Origin of the sequence: Chitinophaga solisilvae, assembly GCF_009928525.1 — a bacterium.
Classification (GTDB): Bacteria; Bacteroidota; Bacteroidia; order Chitinophagales; family Chitinophagaceae; genus Chitinophaga; species Chitinophaga solisilvae.
In genome coordinates this window covers 173,426-195,406 of sequence record NZ_JAABOK010000012.1, presented here as the reverse complement: position 1 = coordinate 195,406, position 21,981 = coordinate 173,426, and the positions used below count along the sequence as shown (strand labels likewise).

Annotated in this window: 17 protein-coding genes and 2 tRNA genes; 6 read left to right on the top strand and 13 right to left on the bottom strand. The window is 47.0% G+C overall.

What is annotated here, in order from left to right; genetic code table 11:
- Nucleotides 1-9: 9 nt before the first annotated feature.
- The gene (locus GWG06_RS23305; RefSeq protein WP_160716347.1) at nucleotides 10-573 is read left to right on the top strand and encodes a hypothetical protein; all 564 of its coding nucleotides are present in this window, start codon (nucleotides 10-12) and stop codon (nucleotides 571-573) included.
- 18 nt (nucleotides 574-591) lie between these two features.
- On the opposite strand, the gene GWG06_RS23300 is transcribed toward GWG06_RS23305, so the two are convergent.
- Nucleotides 592-2,106, bottom strand: a complete 1,515-nt coding sequence (locus tag GWG06_RS23300) for an alpha/beta hydrolase-fold protein (protein ID WP_160716345.1) — start codon at nucleotides 2,104-2,106, stop codon at nucleotides 592-594.
- Between the two features lie 296 nt (nucleotides 2,107-2,402).
- Between GWG06_RS23300 and GWG06_RS23295 the strand changes: the two genes are divergently transcribed.
- Nucleotides 2,403-3,011 carry a superoxide dismutase gene (locus GWG06_RS23295; protein WP_160716343.1) on the top strand — a complete coding sequence of 203 codons (609 nt, stop codon included), beginning with the start codon at nucleotides 2,403-2,405 and terminating at the stop codon, nucleotides 3,009-3,011.
- Nucleotides 3,008-3,460: a tetratricopeptide repeat protein gene (locus GWG06_RS23290; protein ID WP_127043335.1), complete on the top strand. Its 453-nt coding sequence runs from the start codon at nucleotides 3,008-3,010 to the stop codon at nucleotides 3,458-3,460. Before GWG06_RS23295 ends, GWG06_RS23290 begins: the two co-directional genes overlap by 4 nt.
- 83 nt (nucleotides 3,461-3,543) lie before the next feature.
- Here the strand turns inward: GWG06_RS23290 and GWG06_RS23285 are convergent, their stop codons facing one another.
- Both GWG06_RS23285 and GWG06_RS23280 read right to left on the bottom strand, forming a co-directional pair.
- On the bottom strand, nucleotides 3,544-3,792 hold the full coding sequence (locus GWG06_RS23285) for a hypothetical protein (protein WP_160716341.1): 249 nt from the start codon (nucleotides 3,790-3,792) through the stop codon (nucleotides 3,544-3,546).
- 415 nt (nucleotides 3,793-4,207) lie between these two features.
- Entirely contained in the window at nucleotides 4,208-5,158 is a 951-nt protein-coding gene (locus tag GWG06_RS23280) for a lipase family protein (RefSeq protein ID WP_160716339.1), read from the bottom strand.
- Nucleotides 5,159-5,848: 690 nt separating this feature from the next.
- On the opposite strand from GWG06_RS23280, the gene GWG06_RS23275 reads away from it, so the two are divergent.
- Complete coding sequence (locus GWG06_RS23275) at nucleotides 5,849-7,333, top strand: LamG-like jellyroll fold domain-containing protein (RefSeq protein ID WP_160716337.1); 1,485 nt, start codon at nucleotides 5,849-5,851, stop codon at nucleotides 7,331-7,333.
- A gap of 107 nt (nucleotides 7,334-7,440) precedes the next feature.
- On the opposite strand, the gene GWG06_RS23270 is transcribed toward GWG06_RS23275, so the two are convergent.
- The 5 genes from GWG06_RS23270 to GWG06_RS23250 all read right to left on the bottom strand — a co-directional run bounded on the left by GWG06_RS23270 (nucleotide 7,441) and on the right by GWG06_RS23250 (nucleotide 15,646).
- Nucleotides 7,441-7,514, bottom strand: a tRNA-Pro gene (locus GWG06_RS23270).
- Between the two features lie 286 nt (nucleotides 7,515-7,800).
- Nucleotides 7,801-9,426, bottom strand: coding sequence for an arylsulfatase (locus GWG06_RS23265; RefSeq protein WP_160716335.1), 1,626 nt, complete (start codon nucleotides 9,424-9,426; stop codon nucleotides 7,801-7,803).
- A 24-nt stretch (nucleotides 9,427-9,450) separates the two neighbouring features.
- Entirely contained in the window at nucleotides 9,451-11,091 is a 1,641-nt protein-coding gene (locus GWG06_RS23260) for an arylsulfatase (RefSeq protein ID WP_160716333.1), read from the bottom strand.
- A gap of 10 nt (nucleotides 11,092-11,101) precedes the next feature.
- Nucleotides 11,102-12,565 carry a RagB/SusD family nutrient uptake outer membrane protein gene (locus GWG06_RS23255; RefSeq protein ID WP_160716331.1) on the bottom strand — a complete coding sequence of 488 codons (1,464 nt, stop codon included), beginning with the start codon at nucleotides 12,563-12,565 and terminating at the stop codon, nucleotides 11,102-11,104.
- 24 nt (nucleotides 12,566-12,589) lie between these two features.
- Entirely contained in the window at nucleotides 12,590-15,646 is a 3,057-nt protein-coding gene (locus GWG06_RS23250; protein ID WP_202183099.1) for a SusC/RagA family TonB-linked outer membrane protein, read from the bottom strand.
- Nucleotides 15,647-16,132: 486 nt separating this feature from the next.
- Between GWG06_RS23250 and GWG06_RS23245 the strand changes: the two genes are divergently transcribed.
- Nucleotides 16,133-16,540 (top strand): hypothetical protein, encoded by a 408-nt coding sequence (locus GWG06_RS23245; RefSeq protein WP_160716327.1) that lies wholly within the window; start codon nucleotides 16,133-16,135, stop codon nucleotides 16,538-16,540.
- A 191-nt stretch (nucleotides 16,541-16,731) separates the two neighbouring features.
- On the opposite strand, the gene GWG06_RS23240 is transcribed toward GWG06_RS23245, so the two are convergent.
- Both GWG06_RS23240 and GWG06_RS23235 read right to left on the bottom strand, forming a co-directional pair.
- Nucleotides 16,732-17,112, bottom strand: a complete 381-nt coding sequence (locus GWG06_RS23240) for a hypothetical protein (RefSeq protein ID WP_127043902.1) — start codon at nucleotides 17,110-17,112, stop codon at nucleotides 16,732-16,734.
- Between the two features lie 196 nt (nucleotides 17,113-17,308).
- A complete protein-coding gene (locus GWG06_RS23235; RefSeq protein ID WP_160716325.1) occupies nucleotides 17,309-17,872 on the bottom strand; it encodes a hypothetical protein in 564 nt (187 codons plus the stop codon).
- A gap of 230 nt (nucleotides 17,873-18,102) precedes the next feature.
- Between GWG06_RS23235 and GWG06_RS23230 the strand changes: the two genes are divergently transcribed.
- Entirely contained in the window at nucleotides 18,103-18,849 is a 747-nt protein-coding gene (locus GWG06_RS23230; protein WP_158631652.1) for a DNRLRE domain-containing protein, read from the top strand.
- 169 nt (nucleotides 18,850-19,018) lie between these two features.
- Here the strand turns inward: GWG06_RS23230 and GWG06_RS23225 are convergent.
- The 3 genes from GWG06_RS23225 to dnaA all read right to left on the bottom strand — a co-directional run bounded on the left by GWG06_RS23225 (nucleotide 19,019) and on the right by dnaA (nucleotide 21,856).
- Nucleotides 19,019-19,107, bottom strand: a tRNA-Ser gene (locus tag GWG06_RS23225).
- Between the two features lie 95 nt (nucleotides 19,108-19,202).
- Entirely contained in the window at nucleotides 19,203-20,171 is a 969-nt protein-coding gene (locus GWG06_RS23220; RefSeq protein ID WP_160716323.1) for a hypothetical protein, read from the bottom strand.
- Between the two features lie 251 nt (nucleotides 20,172-20,422).
- Entirely contained in the window at nucleotides 20,423-21,856 is a 1,434-nt protein-coding gene (dnaA, locus tag GWG06_RS23215) for a chromosomal replication initiator protein DnaA (protein ID WP_127044574.1), read from the bottom strand.
- Nucleotides 21,857-21,981 lie beyond the last annotated feature (125 nt).

Below are 21,981 nucleotides of genomic sequence, written 5' to 3'. Positions count from 1 at the left end.
AACATACCTATGCAATTCTTATTTACAGCACGAAGAAAATTTGATGCTCAGCATCAGGAAGACGACAGTATGCCCTGGGAAAAATATATAGCATGGAGCAGACTGCCACAGCTGACTGAACTTGTTTCATTGGATACAGGGCTGAATGAAGTACTGGTTGAACCAGACCGGGAGAATGAGGATGACTGGAAACATTTTACCTTCTCAGGACCGCGTGATACGGAACTTTTTACTACGCTGGAATTTGTACTGAAAAGAACGGCAAAAGAAACAGATTTTAATCTACTGATGACAGTTATTAATCCGGAAGAAGATTGCGCAGGCATTCAGGCAGATGCCTATGATTTTCTGGGTTATGAATTGATCGATTATTATTACTGCACCAGTGCATTATCCAACTGCGGCGGTTTTGATGAAACCTTCCTTCCTGCGGAACTTAACCGGTATGGCCTGATTGATGATTACCAGCGTGCGTATGAAATAAGGAAAAATCTGCTGGTAAATAATCCTGAAGAAGATCATGCAGATACCGATGTTATAGCCATCTGGCGGCATAGAACCATCGGCAGATAAACCTGCCGGCGCCGTCTGTTACTGAGTACTGTATTGCAGGTCAGGCGGAACAGGAATTACCTTTTTTTCCTGCAGATTACGCGGAGTAACATATCCCAGTTTCAGATGCAGGTCTTCCTGTTTGCGCAGATATTCCAGCCGGAGCTGATAAAATCCTTTTTTCAGCGGAAGTATATAAGAAGTAGTACGCTTGCTGGCAGAGCCTTCCCAGCGTATGAGCAGCTGATTGTTCAGATACAGTTTCGAACCGGCGTCTGCATCCAGTGCAAAAATATAGTAGCCTTCTTCCTGTGTTTCCAGCAGACCGTCAATCAGCAGGGCATAATTTTTTTTCCGGGGAAGTTTATTTTCAAAACCCGGGCTCAGTATTCCTGTCTGTTGTGGTTGCAGGGATTTCAGGCTTTGCAGCGTATCCCATGGCACTTCATAGTAAGCATAATGAAATCCGCCCGGCCGGACGCCAACCGGCCGGGATACCGGCGTCATGGCCTTTCCGGCGGTAAAGTTGCCGGATCTTAGCTTATCGTACCGGGCGCGGTTGGTAAACTGTTTGATGTACAGGGTAGTAGCATCCGTCAGCGTAATTTCCGGGGATATGGTTGCTGCGGTTCTTTCCGGCACGGTTCCATTCAGGGTATATCGCACAGCGGTGGTATCACTGAAAAACCATACTTTCAGCGGTTGATTTTTAATGATGATACCATTCTCCGGATGAAATTCCAGCTGCCCGTCGTGCCAGCCGTAGGAAAATTTCAGGCCGTCGTAAATAGTTTTTAATCTGATGGAGCTGTGTGTTTCATCCGGATAGGGAATGCTTTTCCAGCTAAGGTCTGCCGGCGCCATTTTCTTCAGTACCGCATCCATCGAATCTATCTTCATATTCTTTCCTTCATTTCCGGCTCTTCCGCTGATGAACAGGGTAGTTGGTCTGCCTGCCAGTGCGGGTAATTTATCCGGCGCTATTCCCTGTATATAACAGTTATCCCACCAGAGGCTGGGGTCCGCAGCAATGTAGGATTTAAAAGTCTGCGGCGCCTGCAGGAGGGCGTTGATAACAAACAGTCCGCCCAATGAATGTCCCCAGAGGGCGTTATCACCGCTGGAAGGATAGTTGCTGTTGATATGCGGTATCAGTTCTTCTTTTATAAAACCGAGAAATTTATCTGCTCCGCCGGAAGTATTCCAGTCCCTGATATGTGTCGGCGTCAGGTCTTTGTTGCGGTCTATTCCCAGGATACTTACCACAATGATGGGCGGCATATATTTCTCATCTTCCAGGAAATGCTGCACTTTCATTATCAGGCCGGTGTTCCAGTTTCCGCCATCCAGTACATACAGCACATCATATTTATCCTTACTGCCGGGTTTGTAAGTAGCAGGAACAAATACCTGTATCAGTCTTTTTTCTTTTAAGATACCGGAGCTGATAGTATCCAGTTTTCCGGTATCAAAAAATCTTCTCACGGTATCCTGTGCCTGCGATGTTGCTGTTACAGCCAGCAGGATAAAAAACAAGACAAGTTTACTTTTCATGATGACAGCTGTTTTTTAGACGTGTTGTGGCAGTCTTGTAAGATTAGTAAGATAGTAAATTATAGTGCTTGTGTACAGAAGCATGAAGACATGATAATTTAATCTGCCGCATTCAAATCACCCGTTTTATTTTAGACTTGTCTAATTTTTTATTTTTGCCAATCTAAAATAATTATAGAAATTGGCCGGTAATAGCAATAAAAAAAGAGAAGTCTGTATCAGCAGCACCGGCCACGTTGCCGGTGCAGGGCATACTTTGCCCTGATGAGCCGTAAACAAATGTAAAAAACGGAAAAATGAATATAACCTTACAGTTACCAGCACTTCCTTATGCACAGGAATCGCTGCAACCTTACATTACAGCTGAAACCTTTGAGTATCATTACGGGAAACATCATGCCGCCTACGTAAAAAATCTGGAAGGGCTGGTGAAAGATACTCCCATGTCTGACATGACAGTGGAAGAAATTATCCAGTCAGCTTTTGCACAGCAGCAGGTCCCTGTTTTCAACAATGCAGCGCAGCACTGGAACCACAGCTTCTTCTGGCACTGTCTTTCTCCCGATGGAGGCCGTACCCCCACCGGTCAGTTACAGCAGCTGATTGACCGTGATTTCGGCAGTTTCGACGCTTTCCGCCAGCAGTTCTCTGACACCGCTCTCAGGCTCTTCGGCGCCGGATGGACATGGCTGGTACAAAATCAGCAGGGCAAACTGGAAATACTTGCATTAAAGGATGCCAACACACCGGTGACCGCAAGGCAAACGCCCCTGCTTACGCTGGACGTATGGGAGCATGCCTACTATATTGATTACCGTAATGCCCGGAATAAATTCATTGAAGGCTTCTGGGATGTAGTCAACTGGGATTTCTGCAACAGTAACCTCAAAAGCCTGGCATTATGAAACCGGAATTACTGCAAAAAGAGGCCGCCTGGAAACAACAGACCGAAGAAGGCAACCGGTTATATCACCTTAACCGGTACCGGGAAAGCATCAGTTACTATTACAATGCGCTGGAAATTGCCGAAGAGCTGCTGACAGATATAGATTATGCCTACCTGAAAACCGGCGTGCCCGTCATCGATATCTACATTATTTCCTGCAATAACATTGCCGGTACTTACTGGGACCTGCAGGAACCAGACAGCAGCGAAGCCTATTACTTAAAGCCCATTCAGATGATTGAAGCATTAACACAGGACATGCAGCTGAGCAGATGCCTGCGGGTTAAAGCCTCGCATCACCTGATAAGAGTAACAGTCTCGTATCTGGACTTCTGCAAAAAAACCAGGAGAACGGTTCATGCAGGATTAGCGGCAGGCTGGCAACATCATCTGAAGGAAAAGAATTAGCAGCATACAGCAGTTATATAGCAGATTCAAAAGGGTCTTCAAATCACGGATTTGAAGACCCTTTTTCATTTCCCGAATGCCGCTTATCCGCAAATATGCCCCGGCCGCGTAGTGCAGGGAATGTAAGTGTTCTGGAAAGTGGTCATGCCACATTCACAGGATTGCAGATTAGGTAACGGATCAGGTGTTGTACAGGGAGGCCCGCAGGTGGGACACCTGTAGGTTTTGACGGGCATCGTAGCAGGCTCACCGCCGCCACTGACAACCGCTCCCAGATTGACAATGATGCTCTTCTTAAGCACCAGGGGGGTAGTGATTTTTTTCTTTTTCATAGTGGGAGGTATACAGGATTAAACAATAAAAAATCATTGACTGCTATTCGTAAGACGCTATCTGAAAATTTAATAAAGTGCAGCAGCATATTGCTGGTTGATAATTACCGGAGCATTTAACTTATTATCACCTGTCAGACCCTTTGGATGCTATTAAACAAAAACGAAGCTATTTCTTTGTACTGGAAGCTGCTGATTGGTATCAAAGTTAACTAGAATCGCTACGGAGGCAGTATGAATATTACCAGATTATTATCAGATATTGACCATTGACGGTATACTTATCTGCTACAGGCAAAGCGCTCCTGCGTTTACCCGTGAATGGATTGTTAATCTCCGGAGTACGGGTAACAAATAATAAAGCCCTGCCTTACAAGCAGGGCTTTCCAGATGATATCATCAGGATGCCATCTTACTAACTTCCGCTATTACAATCAGTAAATCCGTCGTTCAGTATACCAGGGTTCGTATTTCCATTGAGTTTCTCCAATAAATACTGGTAAACCGGCAGCTGGTGTGCACATCCGGCGCCGCTGACTACATTGGAATCATTTGTTGAGTCCACCTTGTAAGCCTTGGCTACCTGGGTATAGATATTCTTACCGTTTATAAACCACTGCGGAAGATTGGGAACGTTATCCGGCACATTATACACCCGCTGGCTTCTGCCAACGTTGCTGTTAAATGTGTCGCTGAAGGTTTTATCACCTGTCATCGGTGATGCAAACGTATAAATGCTGAGATCTATATCTTTATCCTGCCCAACGGAAACAGCGGCAGCGAAATAGGTGGCTATTGTAGCTCCCAGGCTATGGCCCGCAACCACTGTCAGCACTTTCTGAATATCCGGCATAATACTCACCGGATTAGCTGCAACATTCTTTAGCGGTACAGATACCTGATTAGTATCGTGGGGCAGTGATGTGACTACAGCTGATTCATAAAGATCGTAAAATCCGGCTGGTACCTGTGCGTTGTTGCTGAACTCATTAAAGGTAGTTGGCACGATATAATCGTCTGAACCGATTTCTGATATGGTTTCTGTACCGCGGAAAGTGATTACATAGTCATTAGTACTCTTATTCTGCGCTATAAAACCATAAAATACCGGGGAGCCATTCTCCATCGTCTGGATGTTATACAATAATTTGTATTGCAGCTCAAAGTTCGTGTCTACCTGCAACTGATAGGTCTTACTTCTTAACACATTCCTGTAGGCTAGTATGGAAGGATTTTGCTGCGCATTCGTATCACTATTCTTTACGGCCAGTTTGAAAACAAGGTCTGCCAGATCGACTAATTTAGCATACTTAATTGCTTCTGACAGCGAAATGGCTACCGATTGGGATTGGGATTGAGTTTCCATGGAAAAATGGTTTTGAGGGTGAAAAATGAATTAACTTTTGGGATACTATAAGGTTTTCTTTCATTAAGTAAGGACTCCAAATTAGTATTTTTTTCTTCTTTTACCAACAAAATAACATTTAGATCCGGCAGCCATCTGGCCTGCCGCATCAGGCAGCAAAAACGGAAAGGAATACATTATCGCGAAATAAAGGATGCAATGATTTGAATACTACTTGTCCGGCCATTATTGCTGACTACTGAAAGATAACAGTACATTATGGGAATCGCTTAAACAGGTTCGGCCGGGGGGCTAAACGCTATCAGCATAGCATACAGATTTATATAAACGAAAAAAGTCTTAATCTTTTTTTGACAAGAATATTAAGACTTTTTCCGGTCGGGAGAACGCGACAAATTTCGAACTTTATTATAGCAAATATGAACAAAATTGCGCAATACTGTACAAAACAGTCGGAGAAAGACAAGAATAATTCTTTTTTTGCCAAATAAGGATTTACCAGAATACCATTGCACCAATGGCTTGCTACTAAATGAAGCACCTATCTTTTACACACTGTTTTTCCTCTGCATTGTGCCTTCGTATCAGCATTACTATTTTTAATAAAGTATCCTCCGTTATCCTGGCAATTTAAAACATCGTATAACCCAATTATCAAAATCATTTATCAATGCGTTAAATCTACATCCCATGAAAAAAACAATTTCCCTTCCGATCCTACTCCTGAAGAGTATGGTCATCACTATGCTCATATCTGTATACTGTTATATTCCAGCTAGTTCACAAACTAAAATATACGCCAGTTCAGAGACCGTTGAACAGGTGGCAGGCTGCGGAAGCTGTCAGGTCCTCAACCCACAAGGCAGTGTCGGCAGTAATGAAAACGATTATGCTACATTGGTAATCAACACCAGTGCATTAGGAGGTTCTATTACGCAGATGCTGGGCTTCCCGCAAATGCAGACTAACGCCGTTTCCAAAATTGTGGTAGGCCTTGGCAGGGGCAGAGGATTCTCCCTAAAATTATTGGGACATGTGAGTATCAGAACCCTCCAGGGCTTGGGTTCCAACGGAGATACCCGTTACATTGACAGTACCAGTATCGGTTACAATGCGGATTCTACCCGATTTACCTACACCTTTTTTACCTCAAAAAATTTTGACCGTGTGGGCATTGAACTCGATGGCGGCCTGCTTTCGCTGGGTGATAGTTTAAGAATATACTATGTTTATTATGAGACCCTTCCGACCAATCACTGTGTGACCCCTCCCGCCAGTCCATTGGCCTATTATCCATTAGACCTGAACACCAACGATTATTCTCCCAATCATTTTAATGCTGTTACCAACCGGCTTGCGTACACAGATAATGCTATCTGCAGAACTGCCGCAGCAGATACTAACCTTACCAACAGCTCATTTACAATGCCTACATTACCGGTAAAGGCAGACGAATTTACCATCGCCTTTTGGACCAAAAGCATTAATAACAGCTCCACGCTATCAATAACCTATGACTACTGGATAATTACACAAAGATCTGATAACAATAAAATAGCAACTATTGGAATATATGTGCAGCCGTTGGGGCACCCTTTCCCGGCCATATCTGATGCTATTGTACCCGCCTCGAATGCAGATAAATACCATCACGTTGTCATTACGCTCAAAGACAACCTAATTTCATACTATCTTAATGGATCTCCCAGATTAACTGGCAGCAAGCCTGCAAAAGACCCTACTCTCCCAAATATCCCACGTCCCACAGGTGTAACGCTCAATCAACAATACCTGGACGATTTGGTTTTTTATGATCGTGCCCTAACAGCCCAGGAAGTAACTGCATACTGGAACTCTTATCAGGTACCCGATTCTACCGCTACGCCAGCGCCCAATATCCATACAACGGCCTTAACCGCTCATACGGCTAAAACTCAGTCGCTCCAACTGTACCCTAATCCAACAACCGGCTTGATCATTATCAAATCTAAACTCGATCCTGATGGTAACCTCATCACACTAACCGATATATCCGGGAAAGAAGTCTTCAAAATCAACACCACCAATCCGGTAATCAACTTACCACCTTCTGTGTCATCAGGAAATTATATTCTCCGGGTATTGGCAAAAGATGGAAAAATCTACAGCGAGAAAGTTGTTGTACATCGTAATTAGTAACGTACGCTATGATGTACGGATAAGATTTTCTTTGGGGGAAAAGGAAGTCATATCAGCTTAAATAGAAAAGAGCCATCTGAATATTCAGATGGCTCTTTCTTCGGTCGGGGCGGCAGGATTCGAACCTGCGACCTCCTGCTCCCAAAGCAGGCGCGATACCGGGCTACGCTACGCCCCGAATCCCTTTCCGGGCCACTCTTTCAGCTCCAAAAAGATCTTTTCAGATCCCCTGTTTCTTCAATTGTGGAGTGCAAATGTAGGCATAAGTTTGACATAAAAACAAATTTCTGTAAAAATTTTTCCGCAACAACAAACCCGCATCGCTCCAAACAAGCCACCAACAAACGTTTCATCAATAAATATTATTTTAAAAAATTATTTTTTAAGATCTGACCGGCAACGAAAACCACATCAACTCCGCTCCGGTCAAATCTCAAATCATAATATCTCCAATAATCCCATCATCAGTTGCCCGTTTTCTTTGCAGGCGTTTTATCAAATATGGATGCGGGCTTAATGCGGTCAAACTCTACCACACCGGTTTTCTTCGCCCACTCAAAATAGGCGGCCGACAGCTCATTTACTACCTGTGTATTGGCTGCAGCTACATCATTGGTTTCGCCGCGGTCTTTATCCAGGTCGTACAACTCCCAGCGATATTGCGGGTAAGCAGATACCAGCTTCCATTTACCTCTACGGACAGCCCGGTTGCCGGCACGCTCCCAGAACACAGGCTCTGGCCTGTTCAGCGGCGTTCCTTCAAAAAGCAGCCGGACAAGGCTCTTTCCCGGCAGGGCATTGGTGGTTACGTGACGATATTCAGCAGGATATTTCACCCCCGCCAACTCGTAAAAGGTAGGCGCCAGATCTATCAGGTGAGCTGTACCCTGCGCAATGCTGCCCGCCTTGATATGGCGCGGAAACCAGGCGATAAACGGGGAACTGATACCTCCTTCGTACATAAAGCTCTTAAAGGAACGGAAAGGCGTGTTGGATACAAATGACCAGTTCTTACCCTGCGATTCAAATGATCCTGCAGTACCTACCGGACCTGTATTCCTGGCGGCTTTACGGCCCCAGTGCGCAACATCTTCTGCCGGCGCACCGTTGTCGGAAATAAATATCACCAGTGTATTATCATCTTTTTTCAGGGCTTTGACTTTATCCAGCACCTTGCCCACACCCTGATCCATACGATCTACCATGGCGGCGTAGACTTCCATTTTAGCTTTCCATAATTGTTTCTCATCGTAGGTAAGACTATTCCATTCCGGCACTTCTTCATCGCGGGCAGCTACCGTCTGCTGCGGGGAGAGCAGCCCCAGCTCCGCCTGCCGGGTCAGGCGCTGCCGACGCAGGGAATCCCAGCCTATGTCATATTTTCCCCGGTACCTGGCCATATCTTCAGGGAGCGCCTGCAACGGCCAGTGCGGCGCATTAAATGCGAGATACAGAAAGAAGGGCTTGTTGGTATGGTTTTGCTCATCGAGGTATTGCACGGCATGGTTAGCTATTTCATCGGTGAAGTAGTAACTGTTATCTGCCGGATGCAGGCGCTTATTATTTTCTACGAGCAATACCGGATACTGCCCGCCACCCAGCGGAAGTGGCTTTGCATCGAAGTAGTCTGCGCCGCCACCGATAACGCCATAATATTTTTCAAAGCCGCGCTGGTTAGGCCATGATAGGCTGTCGTTCCCTACATGCCACTTACCGGACATCAGCGTGCTGTAACCTGCTGTTTTCAGCACTTCTGCCAGCGTCAGGGATTCCCGGTTCAGAAAACCCTGATAAGCGGGCAATCCCAGGTTTACATCAAAATAGCCGACACCCGCTTTGTGCTGGTACTGGCCTGTCAGCAACGATGCCCGCGTAGGTGCACAGATGGCGTTGTTATAAAATTCCTTCAGCCGCAACCCTTCCTGCGCCAGGCGGTCCAGGTGAGGTGTATGTATCTCCGAGCCGTAGGCCCCCAGATCCGCATATCCCATATCATCTACCAGGATGAGAATGATGTTGGGCTGCTTTTGTTGTGCGGCGGCTGTTGTTAGTATAGCCGTCAGCGTTAGTAAGGCAAATAATTGCTTCATGATATCAGTAATTTTATCTGTTGATTAAAGGTTGCGTTTTCCGGGCGCTGCCGCCTGCTGCGGGCGGCCTCCGGTAGGGGCGGCGAAACCTGCCGGCCCAGCGGGTTTGATACGGTCGTAATCTACCACATCATTCTGCCTGGCCCATACCTCATAGGCTGCTGCCAGCTCCTGTACTACCTGCGGCTGCTGCGCTGCCAGGTTATGTGTTTCTGCCCGGTCGTTGTCTATATCGTATAGCTCCCATTCCCGGGAAGGCCAGGACGACACCAGCTTCCAGCGGCCTTTACGCACGGCCCGGTTGCCGGCTCGTTCCCAGAACAGCGGCTGCTTTCTGTCAATCTCCTGCTGAGCGAAAAATAATGACGCCAGGCTCACTCCCGGCAACGGATGCGCTGCCGCGCCTTTATAGACAGCCGGATAGGCTGCGCCCGCAACTTCATAAAAGGTAGGCGCCAGGTCTATCAGATGAGCTGTTCCCCGTGCAATGCTGCCGCCTTTTATCCTGCGCGGGAACCAGGCTATCAGTGGAGAGCTGATACCTCCTTCATAGGCGCTGGCTTTATATGCCCGCAACGGAGAGTTGGATACATGCGCCCAGCTTTGTTCCTGGTAGTCATAGGAACCTGCCGTACCTATCGGACCGGAGCTGCGCTGCCTTCTGCGGCCCACCGGTATAAAACCTCCCTGCGCGCCGTTGTCGGAGATAAAAACAATCAGTGTATTATCATCTTTCTTCAACGCCTTCAGCTTCGCTAATATCTTCCCGATCCCCTGATCCATCCTGTCTATCATGGCAGCATATACTTCCATCTTCCGCTGCCATAATTGCTGCTCGTCATAGGTAAGGCTCTCCCATGCCGGTACTTCGGGATCCGGGGCTATAGTGGTATTGGGAGCAATGATACCCAGCTGTTGCTGCCGGGCTATGCGCTCTTTACGCAACGAGTCCCAGCCAATGGCATAACGCCCCCGGTATTGCTGTATATCTTCCGGCAATGCCTGCAACGGCCAGTGGGGCGCATTATAGGCCACATACAGGAAAAAGGGTTTACGGGTTTTGCTTTGCTCTTCCAGAAACTGCACGGCATGCCCCGCAATTTCATCAGTCAGGTATTGCCCCTTTGCCAGGTTGATTCTGTTGTTATTTTCTACCAGGGACACAGGTGGTACCTTATCGGTATAATCACCGATATCGAAATAGTTGCTGGCGCCGCCGATGAATCCAAAGAACCGGTCAAAACCACGCTGGTTGGGCCATGCAGTACTATCATCACCAACATGCCACTTACCGGCCATCAGTGTACTGTAACCAGCCTGCTGCAATACTTCTGCCAGCGTAAGCGATTCCCGGTTCAGGTAGCCCTGGTATGCCGGCAGTCCCAGGTTTACATTGAAGTAACCGATACCCGCTTTATGATTGCTTTGCCCGGTGAGCAACGAGGCGCGGGTAGGCGCACAGATGGAATTGTTGTAAAACTCTTTCAGCCGCAAACCCTCTGCTGCAAGCCTGTTCAGGTTAGGCGTCCGTATCTCCGAGCCATACGGACCAATATCCGAATATCCCATATCATCTGCCATAATCAGTATGATGTTGGGCTGCTGCTGTGCCCTGCCGGTTATCAACAGGCTGAACAGGCACAGGGTGGCAATCATCTTTTTCATCTGTAAATTTTTAATAGTTAACCCAAAGCGGATCCTGCTTCAGTTTCGGATTGAGGTTTAACTCGCGCTGCGGTGTAGGAAAATGTATGTGGCGTGGCGCTGCCAGCGTTTTACCGGCAGCCTTCAGCGTTTTAACGTAATAGTCAGGCCCTCTTCTCACCAGATCAAACCAGCGCTGATACTCATACACAAATTCCTTTCTTCTTTCCTGGAAGACGGAATCACGGAAAGCCTCACGGGTCAGTCCCGGCGCGATGTCCTGCAACCGTTGTACCCCCGACCTTTGCCGCACTGCATCTATCGCTTCATAGGCTGCCGCCGATGGCCCGGCAGTTTCATTCAATGCTTCTGCATACATCAGCAATACTTCTGCGTAGCGGATAATGGGAAGGTTCTTGGAAGACTGGCTCTGGTTACCTGTTACAGCAGGGTCATAATATTTATGAAAGTGCGGCTCAAAAGTATAGACGCTCCCGTCTGCAGGACTCTGCATCCGGGTAACAAAGGTAACGGCACGGCGGCTGTCGCCTTCCCCGTAACTTTCGTACAGCCCTCCCTGTTTGTGCAACGCATCGGCATAATCTCCGTTGATACCCGGTACTTCATTAGGTGCAGAGCGGCTGGCAAGGCTGTTTCCCTGGTAACCGCCGTTGCCCTGGAACTGTGCAGAAAAAATATGCTCGCTGCCATTCTTCCTGGATACATTGAATACATCTGCGAAGTCAGGAAATAAGGCATACCAGCCGCGGTCTATCACTTCCTTGCTTTTGGCTGCTGCCCGTTGCCAGTCTTGCTGCGTGAGGTAAACCTTAGCCAGCAGGCTCTTGGCCGATCCGGCGGTGGCACGGCCTATATCTCCGGTACTGTAATCGCCGGGAGCAGGTAAGTTCTCCGCATCCTGCAGGTCGCGGATAATCTGCGCATATACAGCGGCTTCAGGTGATTTTTCAACATACAGGGCGTCTGCATCCAGGGAAGACGGCTCATGCAGTACAACGGGCACTGCGCCGAACCAGCGCACCAGATTGAAATAATGCAGGGCACGCAGGAATTTAGCTTCATTGACAAGGCGCGACCTAACGCTTTCGGTTATACGATCTTTGGCAATCAGCGGAATACGGTCTATCGCAATGTTGGATACATTGATAGCGTCATAGCTCTGCTTCCACAACTGCTCCATACGGTCGTTGGAGGCATCGTGGGTAAGCCCGGAGATGGCACGTACATGGGCGTTACGCGCACGCGGCCCTGCTTCATAATCGTCTGTTGCCATTTCCACACCTATCTGGAACAGGCTGTTGTAAAGTGACTGCCCCGATTCATACAGCTTACGGTAAGCTGCGGTGACTGCGGCTTTCGCTTCTTCTTCATTACTGTAAAAATTATCTGTTGTTAATACTGCCTCAGGATTTTCATCCAGCCGGGAGCAGGCTGCCAGCAGGATGAGCACCGCCGCTATATATATTCTTTTCATATGCTCATATTTAAAAAATGATGGTTAAAATGTAAGCCGCACACCTGCGCTCACAGTCCTGGCTACGGGATAAATACCGGCATCTGTTCCCGGCGATATGTTGCTGCCGGAAGTTACCTCCGGATCAAATCCGCTGTAACGGGTCCAGGTAAGCAGGTTCTGGGCAGACAGGTATACATTCAGCGCCGATAATTTTCCGATGATACTTCTCGGCAGCGTATACCCCAGCGTAACATTTCTTACACGCAGAAAAGAGCCGTCTTCAATAAAACGATCGGAAAATACGGGTGCAGGATCCAGCTTGGCACGGGGAATCTGCTGGCCTGGATTGTTGACAGTCCAGCGTTCCAGGGCTACTTCCGATGCATTCTGCTGACCGGTAAATAACTCCAGTGACTGCCGGTTGGCGTTCAGGATTTTGTTACCATAAGATCCCTGCAGTAATACAGAAAGATGAAACCCCTTCCAGGAGAAGTTATTGGCGAGTCCGAAAATAAAATCAGGCTGCGCACTGCCGATAATGGTTCTGTCGGCAGCTGTGGTGAAAGTGCCGTCACCGTTAATATCCTTATAAAGCCGGTCCCCTGGCTTAGGTGCAGCGCTGCCTGTATACCTGCCTTTAGCGGTTGTTTCGCCGGCTTGCAGAATACCATCCGTTACCGTACCATAGAAACTACCCAGCGGCTTGCCGGCCTGTATGATGTAGTTACCGCTGATATAGGAACTCGCGCCATTGCCGATGGTCAGTACTTCATTGCGGTTAAAGGAAATGTTGAAGTCTGTATTCCAGGTCAGCGCACCGGTCAGATTACGGCTGCTGATACCCACTTCAATACCTTTGTTCAGCACGGAGCCAAAGTTCTGCAAGGAAGATGACTGCCCGGAAGTCCATGGTATTTCCACATTCAGCAAAAGGTTGCTGGTCTTCTTATAATATCCTTCCAGCGTGAGTGATAACCTGTCATGAAAGAAGCCGGCATCAATACCAACATTATACTGGTACGTGGTTTCCCATCCCAGCTTTTCGTTGGGGATGCGGGAAGGTGCGAAACCGGTAGCCACTTCCTTTCCAAAGAGATATCCCAGGCTGTATAATGTTGCGAGCGACTGGTATTCCCCGATTTCCAGGTTTCCTGTAGTACCAAAGCTGGCACGCAGTTTCAGGTCGCTGATGGCGTGCGACAACGGTTTAAAGAAAGGCTCGTTGCTCACGCGCCAGGAGGCAGCAGCGGAAGGAAAATATCCCCACTTGTTGCCTTTGCCGAACCGGGAAGAGCCATCCGTACGGATGCTGGCAGTAAAGTAGTAACGGTTGTTATAGTTGTAATTTACGCGCGCCAGCCAGGAGTGCAGTACCCAGGCGGTTGCGTCAGCAAACGGGCGTACCGGTACAGAGCCGCTCTGCAGGTTGTTGTAGGTCAGGTCATCTGATACAAATTTTTCTGCACCGGCTCTGACAATATCACTTTTGAACTCCTGCTGTGTAAATCCTCCCAGCACATCAAAAGTATGTCTGTTGATTTTTCTATTGTAGGTGATGGTGTTCTCATTCAGCCACGAGTAAGCATTGTAGGTACCTCTTGCTGCGATGCCCTTGCTTTGAATGCCTTCGTAAATAGTAGCAGGGATATAGTTTTTTTCATTGGTATTATTCACATCCGCTCCGAAAAGCACTTTTACCTGCAGGCCGTCAGCGAGGGTATATTCTGCGAAAGCCGTGCCCAGCAAGCGGTTAGCGGCAGATCTATTTACCTGTTCGTTGAGGGTGGCGATGGGATTGGCGAAGATATTTTCGAAAGGATTACGCAATGTGTATTTGCCGTCCGGCTCGTAGATAGTGGCCGTGGGCGGCATCTGCAGGAGTGCTGTAATAATTCCTGCGGGCGACACGTTGGCATCAGACTTACTGAGTGACAGGCTGGCACTGACTTTCAGCCGGTCGTACGGTTGCGCATCTACGTTGGCGCGCAGGGCAATGCGGGAGAAATCCGTATTACGTACAATACCCTGCTGATTAAAGTAGTTACCCGAAAGCAGGTAACGGGTGCGCTGCGTGCCACCGCTTACAGACAGCTGATGGTTCTGCGATGGCGCCGTGCGGAAGGCTTCCTGCTGCCAGTCGGTGCCCGCGCCCAGCTTACTGATCTGTTCCTGTGAAAGATACTGGTACGGCCCTTTTGCAGGGTTGGTATCAAACAGCACTTCATTTCTGAGCACCGCAAAATCGCGGGCATTGAGCAAGGCTATTTTCTTTCTGAGCGATTGTATGCCGTAGGTACCTTCATAGATAACATTGTTTTTGTCGGCCTTCCCTTTGCGGGTGGTGATGATAACTACGCCGTTGGCGCCCCGGCTGCCATAGATGGCGGTAGCGGAAGCATCTTTCAGCACGTCTATACTTTCAATATCAGCGGGATTAATGGCCGCCAGCGGATTTACGGGCGTACCGCTGATGGTGCCCGGGCCTGCGGGTCCGTTGTACACCGGAAATCCATCGATGACATACAGCGGTTCATTGCCGCCCTGTATAGAGCTGCCGCCCCGTACCCGGATGCTGACGCCGCCACCGGGTTGCCCGGAAGTCTGCGTTACCTGCACACCGGAAACAGCGCCTTTCAGCGCCTGGTCCGGAGAGCTGACAGGTTGTTTCAGCAGCGGGCCGGATACAGAGGCAATGGCGCCGGTTACATCGCTTTTCTTCTGTACGCCGTAACCTACTACCACTACATCATTTAACTGGCTCTGTATGGCTTCCAGCAGTATTTCTATGTGGCCGCCGGCAGCAATTATCTCTGTTTTCCTGTATCCGATATAGCTGACGATCAGGGTATAGGGAAATTTCTGTCCGGTTACAAAAGCGAAGCGACCTTCTGCATCTGTGGATACGCCGTGTGTAGTGCCTTTGATATTCACTACTGCGCCGGGAAGTGGTTCCTTTGTTCTCGCATCCAGTACAATGCCCGTCAGCCTTGAGTTGATGAGGGGCGTACCCGGATCCTGCGCTGATAAAATAAAGGGAATAAAAAGTAAGGCGGAGAGCAGCTGCGCCAGCAGTCTGCTTCCTGGTAAATATTGCTGCATTTTTTTAATGACTGGTTTTTCTGGTCCGTTCCGGTATGGCGATGCCGGAAAGCTGCTATGGACATAGGAAGCCCATACCATACCGGTGAAACGGACAGCATTGATGAATCAGATACCTAAAGGGAGATGTGCCGGGAATCGGCTACAGTTCATTATTGCACACGAAACAGCACCTTGCTCCGCATCTACAGGAGGAGTAATACATGGTTGACATCTAAAATAGATTTAGTGTTTGATGAATACTGTTGCCGGATAGCGTCTGTCTGCCCCTGCCGGCTTTATCGGGTGGTGCTAAAAGCAGCAGGAGTGTTCTGGTTTGCTGTAATCTGGTATTGGTGACAGTGCCTTGCCTGGAACAACGGCGTAAAAGTAATAATAATTCTATTAGTACACAATATTTGTAGACTATTAATTTAAAATGAACAGATAAAAAATGTAAATTAGAAGAGGCAGTGCCTGGGTGCTGCACTATTAAATCCTGTGGTCATGTATGAATTATTAAATGCTTTTACCGGGCAATGGAAAACCAGTGGCCGGATACCTGCCGCTGATATGGACATCAGTGGTACCGATGTATATGAATGGTTCCCGGGCGGTCATTTCCTGCAACATACAGTGGATGTGCGCATGGGTACGGAGCGTCACCAGACGCTGGAGATGATCCGTGCAGACGAAGCAGGCGGCAGCATACATATGCATGCCTTTGACAGTCAGGGGCAGTACACGGAAATGACCGGTACCTGTGAGAACGGAAAATGGATATTCCGGGGAAATCGTTTACGCTTCACCGGTAGTTTCAGCGAATCGGGCCGGGTGTTATCCGGAATATGGGAGCAGGCTGACGAAAATGGTTACTACAACCACTTTATGGACATCAGGCTGGAGAAAATGTAAAAGACAACTGACGATAATTGTTAACTACGTATATCCATTACGTATAGACGTACTACTTTTGTAACGGCCTTCAGCTTAACGGTTTCCCCCCTGATCAGACTGAAGGCTGTGCAAAAATGAATTAGAGAACCACCTTTTCAGGTGGTTTTATTTTTATAGCTATTTCGTGTAGCCGTTAGCGTAAGTAGCTGTTAATTGATGGTAACCCGGATATCTGCGTAATATTTGTCGGTTGCACCCGGCGAGGCTTTCACGGCGCCTTCAATCAGGAGATTGCCATCTGTGGAACGCACGCTTATTTTCCATTTGTCGGAGCTGGGGTGGCGGGCACTGAAGCGTATGCCGCTGCCGGTTTTCAGGTTCATGGTCTGCTCAAAGGTACCAACACCGGACACTGTCCATTTTTTCAGCGGGGCTGTACCTTCTCCGTACTCAACATCCCCGAAAGGTATGTCTGTCCGTGATTCCAGCTGAAACACCACTTCGGTGGTATCTGGTTTTTCTTCCTCTTTTGTACATCCTGAACAGAAAAATATACTGATGCAAACAAACAACTGTAACCATTTTCTCATGAGGCGTATGGTTTATATAATACCGGAATTTACTAATATGTTATATAAGTTAGGTTAAACTGATTAAAGTTAAGGGACTTTAACAGGAATTATCTGTAAAAATAATTCTTCTAAACAGGAATTCGTGGATGAATTATTGCTTTTCGGTGAACGATCAGGATAGATCTATTTACGATCTTAGTTAGCCTTATTAAGGCTACTGATAAATATTTAACCTCTCTTTTAATTTTGTATGAATTTCTTTCAATAAAAGCAACAAAGCATCAACGTGAACGAACGTTTTAAAAGCTTTATTTTCAGACCAGATAAAATAACTGGCGAGATCATCTTTGAACTGTAATAAAATATCCTTCTCCAAAAGAGCTAGTAATCTTTCATCATTAATCTGATTTGCATAATCCTCCACAATCCCCAATGTGTCATAGATAGATTTCAACAAATCAACATCATTTAAGTAAAAATTGTTTTGTCCGAGAAGATCCAAATTGATTACTGCATATGATTCTTCAATACCGTTAATTTCTCTGGCCCATTCTTGTAATATTCCATTATCAAAAAAAGAAGTACCCTTTAGTATTACTGATAATAAATCTGCAGGCAAAGAGAAGAGAAGTATATTACCATCAGCATCAACCAATAACTTATCTGTTTCCTGATCTGAAAAATCTGCACCAGAGACGGTATAATACATCTGTTCTTCAAATACAATTTGCAACAAATACTTTCTGTATCTTTCCGATATATTATCAATTTTTTTCATATTTATTTTAAGGCTGCTTATACCCAAGTATTCTTATTCGCTGTAAAATAGCCACAGTGGCTCAGAATATACATTTTCTCCCACAGAATTAAAAAGAATTCTGCCGGAATTAATCCCTATATTCAATCACGTATCCCATACGTTCACTCAGATAACCCAACAACCTGATAATTCTACGTACCACAACCTGACAATGCCTTTATTCATTTTTAACCCTCTAAATGCTGACCATGAAAAAAAAGACCCTTGTACTGCTCTTGTCTGCCCTTGTTTTCACACAGCTCTTCAGTTGCCGGAAAGATGCGGCTACGGACCCTGTTATCAATGCCGGTATTAACAGTGAAGAAACCACTATCGTTAACGGCAAAAAAGCCTATGTAATGAGTTTAATCAAGCTGGGTACGGGACAGGAAGACTGCCTGGTGAACAGCAACCCTGCCTATGCGGGTATTAACCTGGTGAGCAACCCTGACCTGGCTGCTTCCGCGTGGACGTATTCCGGCACGCCGGGAGTGGCGCGGGATTTCATTAAATTTCCGGGTATCAGCTATCTGCCTGCGGGGACTAACGTTGTTGCTGCCACCCTTACCCTGTATGGTATGGCTCCCGGCACGGCGGTAGCCAATCCGGGTGGCAACTCCTATTATCCCGGCTCTCCGTACAATGGCTCCGGTACCAATGCCTGCTGGGTGAAGCGGGTGCTCGGGTCCTGGGATGAGTCCACGATTACCTGGAATAACCAGCCTGCCACCACCAGCGCCAACCAGGCTGCCGTAGCTGCTTCTACCTCCCAGTGGAATTATTCCACTACCGTGAACGTCACCGCCCTGGTACAGGACATCGTCAACAGCGGCCAGAATAATGGTTTCAGCCTGCAGCTCCAGGTAGAAAACTACTACCGCAACCTCAACTTCTCCGGCCACCGGAAACCCGACCCTGCCACCTGGCCCAAACTAACGATCACGTATACACTCTGATTTATTTTTTTATTTTATTATTTTTTTATTTGAGATTTCTATAGAAGCGAAGACCAAAGCGATTATACTTTAAGTATCTGCTCTGGTCTCCGCTTCGATTAAATCTCAAATAAAAAAATAACAAAATAAAAAAAGCCTCAGACACTTGCATGTCTGAGGCTTTTACCTGCGGTGAGGGAGGGATTCGAACCCTCGGTACAGTTTAACCCGTACGACGGTTTAGCAAACCGTTCCTTTCGGCCACTCAGGCACCTCACCGTATTTCCCTGAAGGGGTTGCAAAAATAGGAAAAGTTTTATATTCTCCAAAAGCATTTCGATTTTTTTCGAAAAAAATTTGTGGTGATGTAAAGTTCAGGGTCGCAGGGGGATCATAAGCAGCTGGGTCATCATGCCTTCTTTCAGTTTCCTGCGATGCAGGAAAAGCGTGTGTGAGTCGTTCTTCCAGGCTTCTTCGGGCATCGTCAGCGGTACTCTTCCTGTCTGGGTCCGGGGGAGCTTAGTGTTCAGACCTATATCTTCTATTCTGGTGTAGTTCTCCATACACAGCGGCATGGTATCGGGTTTACGGCTCATCATGGCGTAGCGTACTTCTTTTCCGGGTACCAGCATCAGCATATCCTCGTTGGTGGTATTGATCCAGTACGGCATACTGTCGTGGCTTATTTCCCGTTCCCAGTGATAGCTGATCGTGTTCAGCAGCATTCCCAGCGAGTCCTGGCTGAAGGTAGATGCCAGCATCAGTTCCAGTTCTGTGAGGGTGAGTGATCTGCCGGGGATATCACCGGCATCTTCATCGTACATCAGTTGAAAGATGTCCGGTTCTTCAGGCAGGTAAAGGATTTCCACCGGCTGATCTTTGTAACGGGCGGAAAACACTTCTGAGGGCAGGGACACATGGGCTTTTACTTTTTTGTTTTCCCTGGTAGTAAACTTCACGATAATGTTACTCACGGCATATTCCTGCTGCTGTTGCCGTACGCTGCTTTCTATACTGCCGGCTACTTTCACGCCCTTCCTTTTCAGCTGCCATTCTTCCCGCAGGCCTGCCAGGGCATAAAAGACAAAACAGCCTATAACGGCGGCGCCTACCCATGCGAGATGCAGACTATGACGCCAGTCGCGCTGATTTTTGTCCGGATACAACTCCCGCAGGCTCCTGTAGCCGCATACCAGCTGCATGAGACAACACGCCAGCAATATGCCGCCTGTAAGTGAAATGGGTAGGGTGGCATGATGATAGGCTACTACAGATATCTGGCTGCTGAAGAGAAATACAACAAGGCATAGCAAAATGCTCCAGATGACACTGTTGATCTTCATAGGATTCTTTTTCTCCTGATAAAATATGTAATTTTTTAATATAAACGATCAGGTGGGGAGAAAAAATAATTGCGAATTACGAATTGCGAATTACGAATGTAGTAGCGAAGAACTAAACGTAGATAAAGGTGATAACTACAAAATGTCCTCCTTCATCTACGTTTAGTTCTTCGCTACTACATTCGTAATTCGCAATTCGTAATTCGTAATTATTTCAGATTGGGATTTTAAAAAAGCTCAGGGGGTCTTACTTACATAGCGGCCAGCTGTACTTTCTGTTGCAGTTCAATGACGCTGTCGCGGAAATTATTATCTGTATCCATCAGGTCTTTCACGGTCTGGCAGCTGTGAATCACGGTAGTGTGGTCACGTCCGCCGAAGTGTTCCCCGATTGTTTTCAATGAATTTTTAGTAAATGATTTTGCGAGGTACATGGTGATCTGGCGTGCCTGTACAATTTCACGTTTACGTGTTTTCTGCAGGAGTTTATCATAAGGCACGTCGAAGTATTCGCAGACCATTTTCTGAATGCTTTCTATGGTAATTTCTTTGGAAGAAGTTTTTACGAAAGATTTCAGTACGCGTTTGGCCAGTTCCAGGTCTATTTCCTTGCGGTTCAGCGAGGACTGTGCCAGCAGGGAAATGAGGGCTCCTTCCAGTTCACGGACGTTTGTCTGGATATTATATGCCACATATTTCACTACTTCTTTGGGCATTTCCAGTCCGTCATTTTTCATTTTGAGTTCCAGGATTTCCATTCTGGTTTCAAAATCAGGGATCTGGATATCTGCGCTGAGGCCCCAGCGGAAGCGGCTCAGCAGGCGTTCCTGCACACCGTCCAGGTCTTTGGGCGCTTTATCGGAGGTCAGGATCAGTTGTTTGCCCGACTGGTGCAGGTGGTTGAAGATCGCGAAGAACGCGTCCTGTGTTTTCTCTGCGCGGGCAAAGAACTGTATATCATCTACGATCAGTACGTCAATCAGCTGATAGAAGTGAATGAAGTCGTTGATGATATTATTCTTGGAGTGATCGATAAACTGATTAATGAATTTCTCTGCGCTCACATACAGCACGGCCTTGTTAGGATGAATGCGCTTCACATCGTTGCCTACAGCCTGCGCCAGGTGGGTTTTTCCCAGCCCTACGCCACCGTAGATCACCAGTGGATTAAAGGAAGTGCCGCCTGGTTTTTCCGCCACCGTTTTTCCTGCACGGCGCGCCACACGGTTACAATCCCCCTCTATATACGCATCGAACGTATAATTCGGATTGAGCTGCGAATCAATCTGCACGCGTTTGATTCCCGGAATAACGAACGGGTTCTTCACCGGGTTATGAATCGTAAGCGGAAAATCTACTTCATTGTCTTTCTGGGGCTTGGTAAACTGCGTAGGCATGTTTACCGTTCTGGGATGCTGGTGTGGTGTACCGTTCTCTACTACAATGCGGTATTCCAACCGGGCTTCTTTACCTAATTCTCTTTTAATTGTTTTCCCTAACAATCCCACATAATGCTCTTCAAGGTATTCATAAAAGAATTGGCTGGGGACCTGGATGGTTAAAACATTGTTTTCAAGTTTAATGGGTTTAATAGGTTCAAACCAAGTCTTAAACGGCTGCCATTCCACTATATCCCTAATTATATTAAGACACCTTTCCCAAACTTGTTCGCAAGTTTTATTCATTGAGATAAAAAAAATTAGTTGTTTCTTAATTAAGGATGCTTAGTTCTCGAATTCGAAATCTCCCAACGCAGGATGTTGAAAAATTTTCAGACAGGACGACGAATATCTGTAGAAAATGTTGAAAA